The organism is Hymenobacter swuensis DY53 (genome assembly GCF_000576555.1).
Classification (GTDB): domain Bacteria; phylum Bacteroidota; class Bacteroidia; order Cytophagales; family Hymenobacteraceae; genus Hymenobacter; species Hymenobacter swuensis.
Genome location: NZ_CP007145.1, coordinates 4208288 through 4226918, shown reverse-complemented (window position 1 = coordinate 4226918; position 18631 = coordinate 4208288). Strand labels below are relative to the sequence as shown.

The window sequence follows — 18631 nt, the reverse complement described above, 5'->3', positions numbered from 1 at the left end:
TTCAAGGAGCCCCAGCCTGTCCTGTACAGGTTGGGGCTTTTCGTTTTATTGCTTTCCACTAACATCTGCAAGCACTGCCTTCAACATCCAGTAATGCGGCTGTTGTTAACTATTTGGTTGCACTACCCTGCACATTCAGGAAGTCGCACAGCAGACGGAAAGTGTTAGCGAATGCCGTCAGAGGCAATGTAGCAGCGCGGTCCTGTACGTCGTGGTAGGCCGCTATGCCACCCCGGGTGTAGAGGAAGAAAGCTGGCACTCCACGTTCAGAAAAATAATAATGGTCGGAGTTGGCAGCGCGGGCCCGGGCCACTAGGGAAGGGAGATACTGGTTTTTTGCGTTAATTTCCTGTAATAGCTGGAACTGACGCTCGAATACGCGACCATTCACCACTGTAGCACCCTCACTACCGGTCCCCAGCAGGTCGAGGTTCAGGAGAAACCGAATCTGGGCCAACGGTACCAGCGGGTGCTCCGTGAAGTATCGGGAACCTAACAGCCCGGCTTCCTCCGCCCCAAAGCTGATGAAGACAAGGGAATACGCAAGGCGGTTTTCGGGGCGGGCGTAATGCGCTGCCAGCTCTAGCAACATGGCAGTGCCGCTGGCATTGTCATTGGCTCCCGGAAAGTAGGTGTGCTTTCCTAGCCGGCCCAAATGGTCATAATGAGCCGTTACTACCAGGAAGGAGTCTGGCTGCGCCAAGCCAGGCAGGTAGCCGATGATGTTCTGGGTTTGATAGGCCGGTTGCAGGCGCGCATCAAGCTGTAGCCGGACGGTCTGAACAGGCCGGGGCCAGGCAGTAGCCAATACTTCCAGCCGAGGCTGCGGTAGTTGCTGGCCCGCCAGCGTAGCGGTGAGTTTGGGAACAAGGGTAATGCGGGCCGCTGCGGTGGCTAAGTGGTTTTGGACCGGCTCCGGAAGGTCCGAAAGCTTACGACTAGCACGCTGGTGCAGTACCAACACTGTCTGCCGGAGGTCGGTGGTCAGAAGGGCAGCCTGAGCAACTGGTTGAGAGAAAGTCAACGTGTCCAGCTCGTACACAGAGCCGCACAAATTGCCGGAACCGGAAGCGGCCTCGGCAATGAAATCGAAGCCGGGGCGTAATGCTTTTCTATCAACCTGCAAAGAAGCCCGGCCCGGAAAGGTGTTGATGGGAAGCGTGAACGGCTGGCGAAAAACGGGGCTTAGCGGCTGCAGTCCTAGCTGCCGGAAACGCCGCTGCAGATACTGCGCTGCTTTCTGCTCGCCCCCACTCACGTAGCCCCGGCCGTGGAAGGCGGGCGAAGCCAGGGTGGCAATGGTTTGGTGCACCCGGGGCATATCCTGCCCCTGCAGGGGAGCCGGAGGCAGGATGCCACAACCCAGGCTGCACACCATCAGCGGCAGAAGTGTATGACGGCGCATCATTGCCAGAACCGGCGGGTAGCCCACATCATGCCCAAGCCAACCAACACGCCCAAGGCGTCACTCAGCATATCAGACCATTCGCCGTTGCGGCCCAGGTCCATGCTCATCTGCAGGACTTCGATGAGGGCACCCATGCCAACCGTGCCGAAGAACACGGTGCGGAAGGCCTGTGCCCGGAGCCAAGGAAACCACCGCTGCCGACCCGCCGAGAAGATGGCCAGTACTGCCTGCACCCAGAACACAAACGCATGCGCTGCGGTATCAAAGGAAAGCAGCTGCCAGTGCGGGGTTTCGGGCATGGCGCGGGCCGGTGTGAGGGTGCTGATCAGCACAAACGCCGCCCACGCCAGCGGCAGGACCACAAGGGCCCGGCGGCGTGGCAGGGGCGGCGCAGGAGCTAACATGGCCAGCTATGGGAACAGGAGCAGCAGGAACTAGGCGCCTACCAACTCACCGTAGGCTTCAGAAGCCAGGAGGCCTTCGAGTTCAGCGGGGTTGCTGATCGACATCTTCACCATCCAGCCGTCGCCGTAGGGGTCGGAGTTCACCAGCTCGGGGCTGCCATCCAGCTTCTCGTTGATTTCGAGCACGGTACCGGTGATAGGGCTGAACAGGTCAGAAACCGTTTTTACAGCCTCAACTGTGCCGAAGACGTCGTTTTGCGCTACTTCTTTGTCGAGCGTATCAATGTCCACATATACGATGTCGCCGAGTTCTTTCTGGGCGTGGTCGGTGATGCCGATGAAGGCAACATCACCTTCCACACGAATCCATTCGTGCTCTTTCGTGTACTTCAGGCTGGCGGGCAAATTCATGGGGCGTACTTGAGAGTGAGGTGAAAAAGGATGGGACGCGGTGGCGTACCGGCTCAAAAGTACGAGTTGAAGGGCAGTTTACGAGCGCGCTTCCGCATGAAGATTCGGGGAGTTGGTGCAGATGGCAGGAGGGCGCTAAAAGTAGATGGGCCGGTTATGTTCTACGCAGAACATAACCGGCCCATCAATGGGGTACTGACTAAGGCTACTGTGACAAGCTGTAGCGGAGCTGAATACCGCCTTCGGTGGCTGTATTGCGGAAGGCGTTTTCCACCCGGGGTTCCGTGATGTTCTGGGTGAAGAAAAACTGCAGGTTCAGACGCTGGTTGAGCACGTAGTCAACGGTGGGCCGCAGCTGAATCTGGCGGGTGCCGCTGGTAACGATGCTGGAGGCGCGGCCTTTGCTGCCGGTGGCCCCGTTTAGTGGGTCTACCACGTCCAGAATAGCCCGCTGCACGGCGTAGTTGTCACTGATGCTCATGTCGAGGCGGACGTTGATTTCGTTGCGCAGAATCCGCTGCTCGCCACCTACCCGGAAGGGCAGCTTGAGGCGGTTGGTCACGAAGCCCACGCCAATAACCATATCGGTGCGGTGCAGCTCGGTTACCTGGGCATTGGTCGTGTTTAGGCCGATGGTGCGGTCGATGCGGTACTCCAGACGTCCGGTGAGTTTGCCGGTGGTCTGGAAGTTCACGCCCAACAGTGGAGCCAGCCGCTCGGCAATGCTCACCTGCCCCAGAATGTAATACGGCACAAACTGATTGGCCGAGTTGAGCACTTCCGACAAGCCTTCCGGCTCGCGCTGGTAGTTGGCCGAGGTGGTGTAGTTGGCAATGTTGTAGGCCGAAGAATACGCGTGATTCAGGGTGAACGAGCGGAAGTAGCGCTGAATGAAGGGCAATTCCGCCAGCCCGTTATACTGGATTGTCCAGTTAGGCACGGGCAGCAGGGAGAAGGGATTGAACTTCTTGGACTTGTAGCTATCCGACGACTTGCCCCGGTACGCATCCAGGAAAGCCGGGAGCAACACGTCCTGTGAGTTGAAACCGTAGTTGCCTGCCTGGTTAAGCCGGTCCTGCTGCAGCCGCTGTTGCACTGCTACCCGGTTATCTACGAAGCGCTGGAAAGCTTCCGATTTTTCGCCCCCGCTGCTCAGGTCACCAAACAGCGTTTGAATGGAGATGAAGGAGGTAGTGAAGGTGCCCGAGCCCAGGGCATTGCTGGCCGTAGGAAGTGGGCCAATCGGCTCAAGGGTAGTCGTATCGACTGAGGTGCGGTAGAATACTTCCCGGTTACGCACCAGGTTGCGGCGGGCATCCAGCTGAATATTGAAGTCGCGGAAGGGCTCCAGGGTAGTGCGTAGCGTGAGAGCCTCCGTCAGCAGGGAGCTGAGCGGGGTGTTCAGGTACTGGCTTTCGGAAGTATACCACCCGTTGTTGTAGGCACGTCGGAACAGGCCATCCAGGTCTTCTTGCCGGCCCAGCAGGAAGGGCACGCCCGGCGCATCGAAACCGTTATCCAGCCCGAAGAAGCGGGTGCGGGGCAGGTAGCCGGGCAGCAGAGTGCCGTTGGAGCGAGAGTACGTGAAGTTCAGGGACCGGGCCGTCATTAGGGAGCGAAGGACAGCTTTGAGGAAGCGCAGTTCCGGGCCTTTGCTGGAATCAGCGGCGGCAGTCTGGTCCTGGCTATCCGTGGGCTGGCCTTTCCGGGCTAAAGCGGCGCGTGGGTCCAGCTTGGCGGCGTCCTTGTCACGGGGGCGGGGCGCGGGCGGCGGGGCGTTGTTGATGATGTTGAGGAAGCGCACTTTGTTGTAGAGCTTCACCAAGTCAATCTTGCCGTTGGTGCTTAGTTCCCCGTTGTTCTGAATGGTGTTACCCAGGTTCAGCTCGCGCGTTTGGGTACTGTCGGGGAAGGCGGGGTACACCGGGGCGGTAAGTGCCGTGGAAGCAGCCTGCCAGGTGTAGTTGGCCGCGTAGCGGGCATCAGCCGAGAGCCAGTCCGTCAACGGAAACTTGTCGAGAGGCAGGCGGTAGGTGAGGGCGACGGTCTGGTTAAAGTTGGTGGTGCGGCCGCCATTGCGGAACAGGTTTCGCCGGATCTGGTCCCGGTTGCGCTGGGCCTCGTCGGAGCTGCCGATGGTGCGGCCTACGCCTTCGTCCACAATTGCCCGGTTGTTGGCGGTATAGTCCAGGGCCAGGGCCTTGGTCAGGTCCCAGCGCAGATCATAGATGCGGTTAAAGTAAAACGACTTCTGGAACACGCCCGGAATACCATCCGTTACGGGTACCTGACCGGGTTCCAGCGTACGTTGCAGGAACCGTTCGTTGTAGCGGCGGTCCAGGTCGGCGCGGAAGGAGAAGCGCGAGGGCAAAGGCGTGAAGTTGACTTCCTTGAGGAAAGCTAGGTACGGTGAGTCCAGGGCCTTGAGCTTGGCCAGCGGCGTGTAGTTCTTGGGCGTAGCCTGGTACACGTAGGCCAAGGCCCCGGTGTAGGTGCGCGTGTAGTCCCGGTCGGTGCGGATGTCGGTGTGCAGCCGCTCCGTCAGGGAGTAGCTCACGGCGAAGTTCTCAATATCGTAGGGCTGCACCTTGCGCTCCACGTTGGTGCGCTCCTTGCGCACGTTCAGCAGGGAAATGCTGCGCTGGCTGGTCTGGTCGATAACCTCCTTGCGGTAGGCGGCCTTCTCCTCCGAGGTTTTAAACTTCTCCAACGACTGTTCCAGCTTAGTATCGGGGTCGAGGGGGTCGTACTTGGGGGAGCGGGTTTCGATGCCGGCCTGCACCAGTACCGGCACCCGCAGACCCAGCTTCTCCGGGAAGAATTTCTCCACCGCCACGGTGGCATTCACGTCGCCCCGCGTGATGTTGTCGATGGAGCGCTGCTGGGCTTTGTCCTGCAGCCCGCCGAAGCCGGTGCTGATGAAGCTACCCGTGGCCGTGATGTTGGCCACATCGGCCAGCTTGGTATTGAAGCGGGCAGTAGCGGCCCAGCCGCTTTCATTATCGAAATCCAGTACCCGAAGCTCATTGGCCCACAGCGTTACCGAGCGGTTAATGCCGTCATCCTTGGGGTTCAGAATGCCAATCATGGCGCCCTGCACCGCCGACAGATCGGGGTTGCCGACTACCGTAATGGTAGAGCCATCGGGCAGGGTAACCACGAAGGGCTTGGTGTAGTCCACGCCAGAAGAAGCCTGCTTGTTACGGGCCGATTTGGCATCAATGAACGCCTGGAAAGGCAGGTCGATGCGGTTTTCCAGGGGCCATACCTCATCCACCAGCTTCTGGCCGGGCCGGGTCATCACCAGCGGGCGGGAGTACTCGTAGTAATTCTGAATGTAATCGGTGCCCAGGCGCACGAAGCCGCGCACCTTGCCATCCATGTTGTTTTGCTCGCTCTCGGCGTGCAGGAACATCCGCAGGCGCTTGTAGCGCAGCATGTTCAGGCTGATGTTTTTGTAGGCCGCCTTGGCAAACCCGTCCCGCAGGCCGTCTACTACCAGGCGCAGGCTCTGCTCGTTCTGCTGGCGGTTGACGGTGCTGGAACCGTATTCCCGGTCGCGGCGAATGTTGGGGGGCAGCACGTACGGAATAGCATCGGCCGCCGTAGTCGAAATGCCGTTTTCCTCAATGCTTACCGTCGAAATGCTGAATGCATCCGCGTCCGTATCGGGGTTGACGATGGTCTGACCGGGTTCTGCCAGCTTGTTGAGGTAGCGGCGCCACTGGTTGGCCACAAACTGCGGCTGCACCATGCGCAGCACCACGGGCTGCTGCCAGCGGGTGAGATACATGCGCAGGAACCGGATGGATTTGAAACCGAAATCCTGGCCAGCTGGCACGCCCACGGCCCGGTCGGGCTGGCGCACCGGAATCCGGAACTGGTACCACGTTACCGGCTCACCGTTAGTATCGGTGTTGTTGTTCGTGATTTTATCCACGATGAAGTTCTGCCCCACTTCCAGCTGGCCCGGCCGCAGCTGCAGGCGGTACTCGTAGTACCGCTCCGTATCCGACAGCACATTGTCGCGGTTCAGGTCTTCCTTATCGGGGAAGGCGGTGGAGCTGAGCTGGCTGCCCTCGGGCGAGTTGCCCTCCATGCCGTTGAAATCCTTGTAGCGGGCCAGTACTTTGGCGTTGGCCTGGTCGTAGCTGGCATCAAGGTGGTGGCGGAAGTTGTCGGCCGCAGGGTCAGCAACACCCTGGTAAGCGGGGACTTTGGCCTGCTCGTCACCGTCGTTTACGCCATCCAGGCCAACGTCCTGGCGGGCGCGGGCATCGGGCGAGGCACTGAACGCATCCGTCAGGAACGGCTGCCGGGACACCCGCCCCCAGATGGTTTCCACGGTTTCGACGCCTAGGTTGGCGGGGTCGGCCGGAATACCGTTCTCAAACTCGTACTGATTCTGGTCCGCCAGCACGTCCTCCGATACCGAACCCAGGTTGATGTACACGTCGCCGCCGGTGTTGTTGTTGCTGTCGTGGCCGTCGGAGTCCGTCACCTTGCCGTTGTCACCGGTCAGGAACGGGTCCATCATCCAAAACTCCAGAAACTCCACGTTGGCGTTGTCGAAGTCCGTATCGAAGGTAATTTCGCGGGAAATACCACCGTAACGGGCCAGGTTAGCCGCTGGCGTGGTAGCCGAGAAGAACGTCGGCCGGGCCGGATCGAACTGGGGCGTGTAGTTGTACTGGCCGCGCTGGTCGGGGAAGTAAGCCAGGTCCAGCGTCGTTTCGAAGGAGTTGCCGGTGGTGCCTACGTCGCGGTTCGGGAATACCTCCGTGCGCTTGATACCGCGCACGTAGTGGTTCTTCAGGTCGCCGACGCCGATGTTGTTGGGCTTGCTCTGGCCGTTGGTGTAGTAGGTCTGGTCGATGGTGTACCAAGCCAGCTTGGCGCGGTTGTAGGCCACTTCCAGCCCCTGAGCCGAGCCAATCAGCGGCTGCGGCGTAGAGGCCAGCCGCCAGGTAGTAGCCGAGTTGACGCCGCCCAGCGTGTAGGGCGTACGGGCGTTTTCGAAGTCGTCGAGGTAGGATACCCCGTTTTCGCCGCCACTGTCGCCGGAGCCCAGCTTGCTCTGGCCCGGCAGCAGCTGCGCAAACTCACCGCTGAACGAAACCGTCGAAATTTCCTTAGTCGAGAGGAACGGCAGCGCATCCAGGTACTTAGTGAGGGCCCGCGACTCGCGCCGCATGTTCACGTCGAAGCCGTAGATGGTGTTGTTGCCCGGCTCGTCGCCGATGTTCACCCGGTTGATGCCGGGGGCCTGGTTTTCGCGCAGGTGCAGAATCGTGGCCCCGAAGTTCATGTCGGGCGACACGCGGTAATCGAAACGCGCCCCGAGCAGCTTGCGCGGCTGCACCTGCACCAACGCGTTTTTCTCGAACTCCACCCGCAGCTCGTTGGCCGAGTTGAGGTAGCTCGGGTTCAGGATTTTGACTTTGGCCTGGTCATAGAATACCTGGTAGTCGGTGCCTTCCTGCAGCAGGGTGCTGCCGGCAAACACCCGCACCGAGCCCTCGGCAATACCAATGCCCGGCAGGTTGATTTCGTCGGTGGAAGTGGCTTGGTAACGGCCACGCAGGAAGAACTTGTCCTTTTCCTGGCGCTGCTGGGCGTCGCTCTGGACCTGGTTGTACAACTCGCGGTACACGTACTTGCGGGCCAGTTCCAGCTCGGAAGTGGAAGCCGTGGTATCAAACTGCGCCGCCAGGTAGCTGCCAAATGGCTGCACCTCCGGGAAAATAATGCGCCCCAGCTCGGTATCAATGGTGATGCCGGGGAAGAAGTCGAAGTTGCCGTCGGGGTTTCGGTCGTTGTTGGGGTTGACGTTATCGAGGTTAAGCACCTCAATCAGCGGCTTGTTGGCAATGCGCTGGCCTTCCTTCAATGAAATCAGATCCACGCCCGTTACATCATCCTTGTAGACGAGCTGGAGCTGGAAATTGTCGCGGTTGAGCTGGTTGGCGTTCAGGGGATAGATGTTTTTCATCATCAAATCCCAGGTCGGCAGGTTGCGGGTCAGCAGGTTCGGGTTCTGCGAGTTTTGCGTGGGGTCGGCCAGACCCACGCCGGGGTTGGTGGCCTTCAGCATCTTCAGGAAGATGACTTCATCCTGCCCCACCTGCGTGTAATTGCTCTGCACTTCCCCAACGGTGTAGGTCTTGCCGTTGTAGATGTACTGGTACGACACGCCCAGCACCTGCTCGGGCAGCAGCTGGGTGTTCAGGGAAAGGTAGCCCAGCTGCGCGTTGTAGGTATACTCGCGCGGGTCGAGCTTGCGGGCCCGCACATGCTCGAAATCCTTATTCTTCTCCAGTCCCAGGCCCGCGCCGGCCAGAATATTGTCCACCGTGAGGTTGCCCCGGTAGCCGGCACTGTTCTGGATCTGGCTGAGCAGCGTGTTGGCGTTGTTCTCGGCCAAGGCATTAGGACCGGCGGGCTTCAGGAAGTCGTCGCGGTAGAGGCGTCTGGGTTCGGCCACGTCCATGAGCGTCACCACGTTGCGCAGGTTGTCGCTCTGGCGGTTGTCGTTAGTTACCCATACTTCCAGGTAGGTGATTTCCACCCCGCTCTGCACGGTGGGCAGGTTGCGCAGGCTGGCATCGTACCGGTCCCGGAAAGCCTGGCTCAGGAAGAAGTGCCGGTCCCGCTCGTACTGGCTGGCTTTGATTTCGAAAGCCCGGCTCTGGCCCCCATTCTGGATGCGCACCTCATCGGCCTGGCCGCGCAGGGTGCTGGCCAGCGTGGTTACGCCCAGACGGCCGAACTGGAACTGCGCCTTCACCCCGAACAGGTTCTGGCCTCCCGTAATAAGTGAGTTGTTGAGGGGCAGACTCACGTTGCCCAGCTCAATCTTGCGGATGATATCGGTTTCGTAGCCCGTGTAATCGAGCTTCATGTTGTTCTCGAAATCGAAGGCCGCGCGGGTGTCGTAGTTGAAGGTGAGCTTGAGCTTTTCGCCAATCTGGCCGCTCAGGTTCAGGTTCAGGTTCTGGTCGTACTGAAAGTCACCTACCCGCTGCTGGCGCAGGGTAAGGGTTGGGTTTTCGTTGCGGTTGCCCCGGTAGCCCATGCGCAGTGTCACGGCGCCCTGCGGCCGGATATCCACGTAGCTGCCCCCGAAAATCCGGTCGGCCATCGGGCCCAGGTAGATCTTGGGAATCAGCCGACGGTTATCGGCCTGGTTCTGGTCGCCGGCCACGCCGCCGTTGGAGCGTTGGCGGAAGTAGTTGCGCACGGCCTGCTGCTGCTGCCAGCGCGAATACTCCTCAAACGTCATCCGGCTGGGGTCCCGGAAGTTGAATTCCGGGCCTACTTTTTCCTGGATGTCAAAATTCTGCAGGCTGTCGTCGGCCTGAACATCGAGTTGTACGTTAGAAGGCAACGGCAGCACCAGCGGGGAACGGCGGCGCTGGGGCGAAAACGGCGTGCCTATCCGGTCGGCCGGAGCCACGCGGGGGCGCGTGCCGGGGCGGTAGCGCGTTGTATCGGTGCGGGGCGTATCGGGCGAAAACCCGGCGGCCAGCCGGGGCGTACGGGCTACTCCCGGTAACCAGTCTGACCAGAGCTGGCGCATGGCGAAAGGCGCGGCCATACCACTTAAAGGCTTCGCCTGCGACCACCAGGCCACCAACGACACAACTGCCACCATAGAGGCAGCCAGAGACTTCTTACCGGTATTCAAGCGTCAATAACCGTCGGGCGAAAGGAGGGAAAGAGAGCAGGTAACGAGGCGGCAGTTGCCGGTCAGGCACGCATCAGCTGTGAGCAAACGACCAGGCAGATACCCACGTCTGACAACTGATAAGTAGCAACCGACAACCAACACCCCAATCAGACTTAGTGGGACTTAAGAGCGAATTTAATCAATTCCTCTACGCTCAGGTCGTTGCCGTGCTTGCGCTGGATCTGGTCGAGGGTTTTCTCGGCGGCAGTCCGTACAAAGCCCAGCGTTACCAAAGCCGCTAACGCTTCGGTGCGACTGGTATTGTGTGCTTTAGCCAGGGGCACCGTATCAATGCCGGCTTTGGCCATCAGCTCATCTTTACGGAGCTTGTCTTTCAACTCCAGCACCACGCGCTGGGCTGTTTTGGGGCCTACACCTTTAATACTCTGAATAGCGCGTACGTCTTCGCTGACAATGGCGTGCCGAATCTCGCCAACTGACATCGATGAAACCATTACGATACCTGTACCCGGCCCAATACCCGATACGGAAATGAGCTGCATGAACAAGGCTTTCTCGTTCGGGTCGAGGAAGCCGTACAGCGCCTGCCCGTCTTCCTTGATGTGCTGGTAGGTATAGAGCTTGGTCTTTTCCCCTTCGCCCGGCAGCTTGGAATAGGTAGCCAGGGAAATCCGGATTTCATAGCCAATTCCATTCACGTCGAGAATGGCCTGGGTGGGGTCTTTATGGACTAGTTTGCCGTCAACGTAAGCAATCATGCGGGGTGGTTGTGTTGGAGAGTATCGGTGCTACCGGAACACGCTGGCGGTGGTATTTGTGCCAGTTGCGTCAGAAGTTCTGGCGAGGGTAGTCGGTGGGGTGAACCGAACAGGTAGTCGGGCAAGTTGGGGCGAATTTGGCCGGAATCAAAGCAGAGAAACCAAAGGCCATGAAAGCATAAAGCCTCGCTCCGGGGCAGAGCGAGGCTTTGAAAAGCAGGAAAGCAACAAACGGTTAGAGTCCTTTGCCTTCGGGATGCTGGGCATCTACCACCGCAATGGCGGCCATGTTCACGATTTCGCGCACCGAGGCTCCCAGCTGCAGAATGTGCACCGGCTTGCGCATGCCCATCAGTACCGGCCCGATTACTTCGGCACCGCCAATTTCCTGCAGCACTTTGTAGGCAATGTTGCCACTGATGACGTTCGGGAAGATGAGCGTATTCGCGCCGCCCTTATCGGCCAGCGGTGAGAAAGGATATTGCTCGCGCAGCAGTTCGGGGTTGAGGGCCGTGTTAGCCTGCATTTCGCCGTCCAGAATCAACTCGGGGTAGCGGGCTTTGGCCAGCTCGGTGGCGCGGCGGGCCTTGTCGGGCAGCTCGCCGGGGTTGGAGCCGAAGTTGGAATAGCTGATGACAGCTACACGCGGCTCCGTATCGAAGAACTTCACAGCCTGCGCCGAGAGGCCAATGATGCCCACCATTTCCTCGGCCGTCGGGTCGATGTTCACGGTGGTATCGGCGAAGAAGAATGGGCCTTTTTTGTGCTGAATGATGTACATGGACGCCACGCGCTTCACGCCCTCGGCCACCCCAATCACCTGCAGGGAGGGTACAATGCTCTTGCCGTAATCCTTACTGAGGCCGGTGATAAAAGCGTCAGCCTCGCCGGTTTCCAGCATCATCGAGCCGAAGTAGTTCCGCTCGCGCAACAGGCGGCGGCCTTCGTAAAGCGTAATACCCCGGCGCTGCCGCTTCTGATAGAACAGCTCGGCATACTCTTCGCGCTTGGCTTCCTCGTGCAAAATATCGATGATCTGGCAGCCTTCCAGGTCCAGGGAGTTTTCCTGCGCAATGCGGGCAATCTTCTCGCGGTTACCCAGCAGGATGGGCTTGGCAATGCCCTCGTCGTGCAGAATCTGGGCGGCCTTGAGGATTTTATAGGTGTCGCCTTCGGCAAATACCACGCGCTTGGGGTTGCTGCGGGCGGCCTGCGTAATGCGGTTCATCAGCTTCTGGTTTACCCCCAGGCGGGCGCGTAGCTCGTCCTCGTAGGCAAACCAGTTGTCGATGTGTACCCGGGCCACGCCGCTGTCAATGGCCGCTTTGGCCACGGCCGGACTCACGGCCGTAATCAGGCGCGGATCCAGCGGTTTGGGGATGAGGTACGTGCGACCAAACGACAACGTATTGTCGCCGTAAGCCTTGTTTACCATCTCCGGTACGGGTTCCTTGGCCAAGTCCGACAGCGCCTTTACGGCGGCCAGCTTCATAGCCTCGTTGATTTCCGTGGCCCGTACATCCAGCGCGCCGCGGAAAATGTAGGGGAAGCCCAGCACGTTATTCACTTGGTTAGGATGGTCGGAGCGGCCGGTAGCCATGATGATGTCCGGCCGGGTAGCCATAGCCACTTCGTAGGCAATTTCCGGGTCGGGGTTAGCCAGGGCAAACACGATGGGGTTGGCGGCCATCTTCAGCAGCAACTCGGCCGGCAGCACATTAGCCGCCGAGAGGCCCAGGAACACGTCGGCCCCATCCATAGCTTCTGCTAGGGTGCTGATGGAACGCTCGGTGGCGAAGAACAGCTGCATGTCGGCTAGGTCGGTTCGCTGCGGCGTGATGAGGCCATCCTTGTCGAACACCACTACGTTTTCGCGCTTCAGCCCCAGCTCCAGGTACAGCCGCAAGCAACTGATAGCTGCCGCGCCGGCCCCACTTACGACCAGCTTGATTTCGCCAATCTTCTTGCCTACCACTTCCAGCCCGTTGAGCAGCGCCGCCGATGAGATGATGGCCGTACCGTGCTGATCGTCGTGCATCAACGGAATGTTCATCTGCTCGCGCAGGGCCGTTTCAATGCGAAAGCACTCGGGGGCCTTAATGTCTTCCAGGTTGATGCCTCCGAACGTAGGCTCCAGCGACTTTACAATGCGAATGAACTCATCGGGGTCGGTGGCGTCAATTTCAATATCGAAGCAGTCAATGCCGGCAAATTTCTTGAACAGGACACCTTTGCCTTCCATCACCGGCTTGCTGGCATCAGGACCGATGTTGCCCAGCCCCAGCACGGCCGTCCCGTTGCTGATAACGCCCACCAGATTGCCCTTGGCGGTGTACTTGTACACGTCATCTTTGTTGGCGGCAATGGCTTTGCAGGGCTCAGCCACGCCGGGCGAGTACGCCAACGCGAGGTCGAGTTGCGTGCTCATAGGCTTGGTGGGAATTACCTCAATCTTACCAGCCGGGCTCTGGGCGTGGTAATTGAGGGCATCCTGTTTATTGATTTTCAGCATACGAAGTAGCGGTGGGTAGACTTCCAAAGAAAGCACAAGGAAGCAAGATGGGGCAAAAGCAACCCGCGTCAAAGGTACGCCCCGCCGCCCGGATAGAAAAAGAGCCCCGAACCGGCGTACGGTCCGGGGCTTGCCGGATGGCGGTAGGGTAGGGCTACTCCATTTTCAGGTTTTCGAACGAGCCTACCAGCTCTACCCGGCTGCGCAAGCCGCTGGAGTTGCCCAATGTCTCGTCGTTGGGGTCTGCTACGTCCGCCAAAACCAAGTGGTAAGTGCCGCTGAGTAGACGCCGCTGCGTATCGTAGCTGGTAACAGTGAGCTTGCCCTGCATATGATTGGCCGAGTAGCTGTGGGATTGTAATTCTCCGGGCCGGTTGACGACGTAATACGTATAAGCGGCCGAGAAAGAACCTTGTGGATCAAACTGGTTTTTCAACGCGTAGGAGCCCGTCTGGCCGGTGCTGAACAGCGACTGGGCAATAGTCAGGATTACTTTGTCTTTGCCTCCTAGGGCCACAAAGCTGAGTTGGGCGCTTCCATCGGTCTGGGCTGCCAGCTTCGTCTGAAGGGTAAGCTGCGAGTACTCTTGCACTTGGTTGGCCAGGCTGCCGGAGGGGTAGCTAATAGTGCGTTGCAGCGAAACAACAGCTTCGGGGTCGCGTGGGGTCGGGTCGTCTTGCTTCGAAGAACATCCGGCAGCACTCAGCAGACCAGTAATCAGGAGGAATAGGTAGAGGAACGATTTCATAGGAATAAACGACTGATGGAAAGATGATCAGCCGAAATCTACAACCGTGCCAACTCGCAGAAAAATAGTTCAGACTACTCCTGAAATGTTATATAATACACTGATTTATAGGCGATAAAAAATAATTGCCTTCTATCGCTGTTAAAGCGGAAATCAGCTCCTCACAATCAGCTTCTGGCCGGGCTTTACGTCGTCTGACTGCAAGTGATTCAGCTCGCGCAGCTTCTCTACGGTAAGGCCCTGGTAGCGGCGGGAGATGTTATAGAGCGTATCACCGGGCTGTACCAAGTGCACTTCCGGGATAAGCGGCGTGGTGGGGGACGATGGTGCTGTGCGGGCTGAGCGCCGGACCGGCGCCTGCACGGCGGCGGCCACTTCGTGGGTGGCGGCAGTCAGGTCGGCAATGGCTTCGGCGGTGGGCTTGAGGCTGAGCTTTTGGCCGGGCGTTAGGGTTTCGCTTTTCAGACGGTTCCAGGCTCTCAGCTGGGCAATAGTCAGGCCGTGAGTGCGGGCCACTTTCTCCAGAAAATCACCTTGCCGGACCACATACGTAGCGGGTACGCTGTCATCGGCCTCTGCTACCGATGGAGTTTGCTGGGCAGCCGTGCGGGTGCGGACCGGGCGCTGGACCGGTGCAACAGTAACAGCACGCGTTGCGTCGATACCATCCTCGGCTTCAGAGGCCGGCTTGACTGCTGTCGGGCGCACAGCAGCGGGTGCTATTCGCCGGGCAGGGGGGGCTACCATGAGTTGGGTACTGGCAGATGGCGTGGTTGTAGGAGATAAAGGCAGAAAGACGATAAGCTGACGGCGGGAGCCCAAGGACGAACTCTTGCCCAACTCATTCCAGCGCCGTACCTGGGCGGGACTTACGTCGTACCGTTCTGCCACAGAAGCCACCGTTTCGCCGCGCTTTACCGTGTGGCGCACCCGGCGGAAGCGCGGGGATTCACGGGTAGCCGAATGGGCAGTGCCTTCTGCCAGACGGCTGGTTGGAAAAGGCTCCACGCCGGCCAGCAGTACTGAGCGCAACGGGAGTGGAGCCGGTAGCTCGGTTGACGGCTGGCAGTAATCGAATAGCGTTTCACGGTCAACTACGGACAACGCCGGCCGGGCTGCTGCCGGAAACTGAACGGTGTACGAGCGGTATCCCGTTGGCAGCCAGGGCTTGCGTAGCTCCGGATTCATCCGCAGCAGAGCCAACGAATCAGAGTAGCCACAGGCGCGGGCCAGCCGTTTGAAGTCGAAGGCACGACCCCCGAGTTGGAGCGTATCCATCGGTTCGGTGTACTGGTAGCGCAGAGCAGGATCGTGCAGCTGATGCTCTTTGGCATACTTCATGGCGTACATGATGGCCGTGAATGTAGGCACGTAGTTGCGGGTTTCGGCTGGCAGATTGGGGTGTACTTCCCAGTAGGTTTTCTTGCCGGTGCGCCGCACTACCTTTTGCATGTTGCCCGCGCCCCAATTGTAGGCAGCCAGCACCATTTCCCAGTCGTGAAATACCCCGTAGAGGTAGCGTAAATGCTTGCAGGCTGCTTCCGTAGCCTTTTCGGGGTTCATGCGCTCATCCACCCATTCGTCGCGGCGTAAGCGCAGGTCGTTGGCCGTGGGGCCCATGAACTGCCAGAGGCCGGTAGCTCCCACCCGCGACTTAGCCGTCGGAATCAGGGCTGATTCCACCACGGCCAGGTACTTTAAATCAACCGGTAGATTGTATTTGGCCAAGTACTTTTCGAACAGCGGGAAGTACAGATTTTCCCGCTCCAGCACACGCTGCGTATACCCGCGCTGCCGCTCCGTGAACAGCCGCACAAAGGCCATAACGGATGGGTTGAAGGCGTGTGGAGCATCGGTTTCCAGACAGCCGATTCGGTCCCCAACCAAGTCCCGCAACTCGGGCGGCGTCCGCTGCCATACCAACCTGGAAGAATCGATGGGAGCTGCAGCTAGTGAGTCAGGCAACAGCTCTAAGTTGACATGCAGGGAGTCATTGGTAGCACCAGGCTGAAGCGTAGCCGGCAACTCGGGCCGCACCTGGGCCGCCATCGGACGGGCAAGGGCCGAAGCCAGCAAAACGGGAACAGCAGCGCGCAGCAACGACTTCTTTATCATGTTACATAAGGAACTGGGCAGAGCAGCCGGAGATACAAAATGCTGAGCCTCAACCCAGCATGTTTTCAAAAATAACGCAGATTCCGGAAAAAGCCAGAACGAGTTATTCTGAAGCCGGGTGTCAGCCGCTGGAATGGTACGTGTAAAAATCGTTCCAGTGACTGAAGCCCGGCTTCAGAATACTTGTTCTGCGGCTGATGCGCCTAAGCCAGCTCCGGCGTCAGCGTTGTTGTAACAGCGTTGGCAAACGCCAACAGATGCTCTTCGCGGAACGCGCCGCTCAGAATCTGCAACCCAATGGGTAGCCCCTGTGAGTCGGTCCCGTTGGGTACCGAAATGGCGGGTACACCGGCCAGCGACGCCTGCACCGTGAAAATATCGGCTAGGTACATAGCCAGCGTGTCCTTATTCACGTCGCCTATACGGAAGGCCGTGGTGGGCGTGGTGGGCAGCACCAGGAAATCATACTCGCGCAGCAGCTCGTCGGTCTTCTCCTTAATGAGGCGACGTACGCGCTGGGCTTTGGTATAGTACGCGTCGTAGTAGCTGGCACTTAACACGAAGGTGCCCAGCAGAATCCGGCGCTGTACCTCCGGACCGAAGCCCTGCGCGCGCGTCTTCTTATAAAGCGACTCCAGGTCGGTTGCATCCGGAGCGCGGTAGCCGAACTTCACGCCGTCGTAGCGGCTCAGGTTGGAGCTGGCTTCGGCGGTAGTCAGGATGTAATACGTCGGCACAATGAAGTCGAGGTACGGGAAATCCACGGCTTCCACCACATGACCCTGGCCACGCAGCTGCTCCAGGGCCTGCTCCGTGGCGGCCTTAATTTCCGGATTCAGCCCCGGCCGCTCCAGGCAGTCCTTGATGTACCCAACGCGGTAGTGCGGGGCAGGGGTCAGCTGCTGGCTGTACGCCGGTACTTCACGCTGGCTCACGGTGCTGTCGAACGAGTCAGCTCCGGCCATTACTTCCAACAGCAACGCGGCGTCCTCTACCGAGCGAGTCAGCGTCCCGATTTGGTCGAAGGACGACGCATAGGCAATCAGGCCGTAGCGGGAAATGCGCGAATACGTAGGCTTGAAGCCCACGATACCGCAGAAAGCCGCTGGCTGCCGCACTGAGCCACCTGTATCGGAGCCAATAGACGCCAGACACATATCGGCCTGCACGGCTACTGCCGAGCCACCTGAGGAGCCGCCGGGCACACGGTCAGGATCAATTTCGTTGCGGGCCGGGCCGAAGTAGGACGTTTCGTTGGAAGCGCCCATGGCAAACTCGTCGCAGTTCTGGCGCCCGATAACAATGGCATCCTCGTCCAGCAAACGCTGCACGGCAGTGCCAGTGAACAGAGACTTGAAGCCATCCAGAATGTGGCTGCTGCTTTGCAGGGCGTGGCCTTCGTACGCCAGCACATCCTTGAGGCCGATGACCATACCCGCCAGCTTGCCGGCGGTACCGGCCGCCAGCTTGGCGTCTACGGCCTCAGCCTGGGCCTGGGCCTCCTCGGGCCAGACTTCCAGAAAGGCGTTCAGGTGTTCTTTGCGGCGGATGTTATCCAGATAATACTCCACGAGCTGACGACAGGACGTAGTGCCTGCCGTCAGCTCGTGGCGAACTTCCGTGAGGGAGTTGAAGCGTCTCAAGACGAAAAGGGGTTAGGTCAGTTGGTCAAGGCGGGGGCGCTCTTCAGCAGCAGGCTTTACGGGAGGCGTGATGCCCCCATCCATGGGCGGAGCTATCGGCGCGGTAACCGGAACATCGGTTACCGGAACATCAGCCATCGGGGCCTGGTAAGCGGGTTGCTGATACGGCTGCTGGTTGAACTGCTGCTGATACGGCTGTTGTGGCTGGCCGGTATTCTCAATTTCGCTACGAATCTCGCGCGAAGCATCCTTGAACTCCCGAATGCCTTTGCCCAGGCCGCGTGCCAACTCCGGAATCTTATTGGCACCGAAAAATATCAGAATTACGACCATGATGAGCATTATCTCACCACCGCCCAAATCGCCTAAAAAGAGGAAAAAAGGAGTGTTCATGACTACAGAGCGTTACAGGCGGGGAGCAGTCGGGTCGTTCGGGTTTACAGGACGGTCCCGGAATTCCGGCTTCTCTTCCTTGGAAGCATCCTTGAATTCCCGGATGCCCTGGCCCATACCCCGGAACAGCTCCGGAATGCGCTTGGCACCAAACAACAGGATAATCGCAAGACCGATAAGTAGAAGCTCGGTGCCTCCGAAGCTACCGATTCCTAGCAGGAGTGTGGCAAAGTTCATGTGGGGAAGACCAACAGGTCAGGTTATTGGGGTGGCAAAGCTACGTATACGCAGCCTTGTACGCTTCAGGATTGATAAAGGTACCGCATAATTTCAAAATCAGTTCCCGTTGTGCGGTTGCTGTCGGCTGAGCCACCCGGTTTGCGGTCCGGTAGCCGGGGCGTGCCCACTGCGGTCAACACTAGCCAGAAAAGGATTTCATTAAGCGGGTAATTGCCCGTATTCAACGTTTTGGCCGCCTGAGTGTGCGGGTTTGTAAGCTATTTTGGGAAAATTTACTGCTTATACCTATCAGGTGCCACCACCTTCTTT

Annotated in this window: 11 protein-coding genes; all 11 read right to left on the bottom strand. The window is 59.1% G+C overall.

What is annotated here, in order from left to right; all coding sequences use genetic code 11:
- Window positions 1-109: 109 nt before the first annotated feature.
- The gene (locus HSW_RS19505) at window positions 110-1408 is read right to left on the bottom strand and encodes a M28 family metallopeptidase (protein ID WP_081768506.1); all 1299 of its coding nucleotides are present in this window, start codon (window positions 1406-1408) and stop codon (window positions 110-112) included.
- Window positions 1405-1812 carry a VanZ family protein gene (locus tag HSW_RS23155; RefSeq protein ID WP_052346644.1) on the bottom strand — a complete coding sequence of 136 codons (408 nt, stop codon included), beginning with the start codon at window positions 1810-1812 and terminating at the stop codon, window positions 1405-1407. Before HSW_RS23155 ends, HSW_RS19505 begins: the two co-directional genes overlap by 4 nt.
- Window positions 1813-1842: 30 nt before the next feature.
- A complete protein-coding gene (gcvH, locus tag HSW_RS19495) occupies window positions 1843-2223 on the bottom strand; it encodes a glycine cleavage system protein GcvH (protein WP_044003382.1) in 381 nt (126 codons plus the stop codon).
- A 205-nt stretch (window positions 2224-2428) separates the two neighbouring features.
- Window positions 2429-9820 (bottom strand): T9SS outer membrane translocon Sov/SprA, encoded by a 7392-nt coding sequence (gene sov / locus HSW_RS19490; RefSeq protein ID WP_231501323.1) that lies wholly within the window; start codon window positions 9818-9820, stop codon window positions 2429-2431.
- 245 nt (window positions 9821-10065) lie between these two features.
- Window positions 10066-10671, bottom strand: a complete 606-nt coding sequence (ruvA, locus tag HSW_RS19485) for a Holliday junction branch migration protein RuvA (RefSeq protein ID WP_044003381.1) — start codon at window positions 10669-10671, stop codon at window positions 10066-10068.
- A gap of 235 nt (window positions 10672-10906) precedes the next feature.
- Window positions 10907-13183, bottom strand: coding sequence for an NADP-dependent malic enzyme (locus HSW_RS19480; RefSeq protein ID WP_197031914.1), 2277 nt, complete (start codon window positions 13181-13183; stop codon window positions 10907-10909).
- 154 nt (window positions 13184-13337) lie between these two features.
- Complete coding sequence (locus tag HSW_RS19475) at window positions 13338-13931, bottom strand: outer membrane protein assembly factor BamD (protein ID WP_044003379.1); 594 nt, start codon at window positions 13929-13931, stop codon at window positions 13338-13340.
- Window positions 13932-14084: 153 nt separating this feature from the next.
- Entirely contained in the window at window positions 14085-16046 is a 1962-nt protein-coding gene (locus tag HSW_RS23150) for a LysM peptidoglycan-binding domain-containing protein (protein WP_081768505.1), read from the bottom strand.
- 203 nt (window positions 16047-16249) lie between these two features.
- Window positions 16250-17689: an Asp-tRNA(Asn)/Glu-tRNA(Gln) amidotransferase subunit GatA gene (gene gatA, locus HSW_RS19465; protein ID WP_044003378.1), complete on the bottom strand. Its 1440-nt coding sequence runs from the start codon at window positions 17687-17689 to the stop codon at window positions 16250-16252.
- A 12-nt stretch (window positions 17690-17701) separates the two neighbouring features.
- Window positions 17702-18082 (bottom strand): Sec-independent protein translocase subunit TatA/TatB, encoded by a 381-nt coding sequence (locus HSW_RS25110; protein ID WP_081768504.1) that lies wholly within the window; start codon window positions 18080-18082, stop codon window positions 17702-17704.
- Between the two features lie 12 nt (window positions 18083-18094).
- A complete protein-coding gene (locus tag HSW_RS19455; protein WP_155833065.1) occupies window positions 18095-18319 on the bottom strand; it encodes a Sec-independent protein translocase subunit TatA/TatB in 225 nt (74 codons plus the stop codon).
- Window positions 18320-18631: the final 312 nt, after the last annotated feature.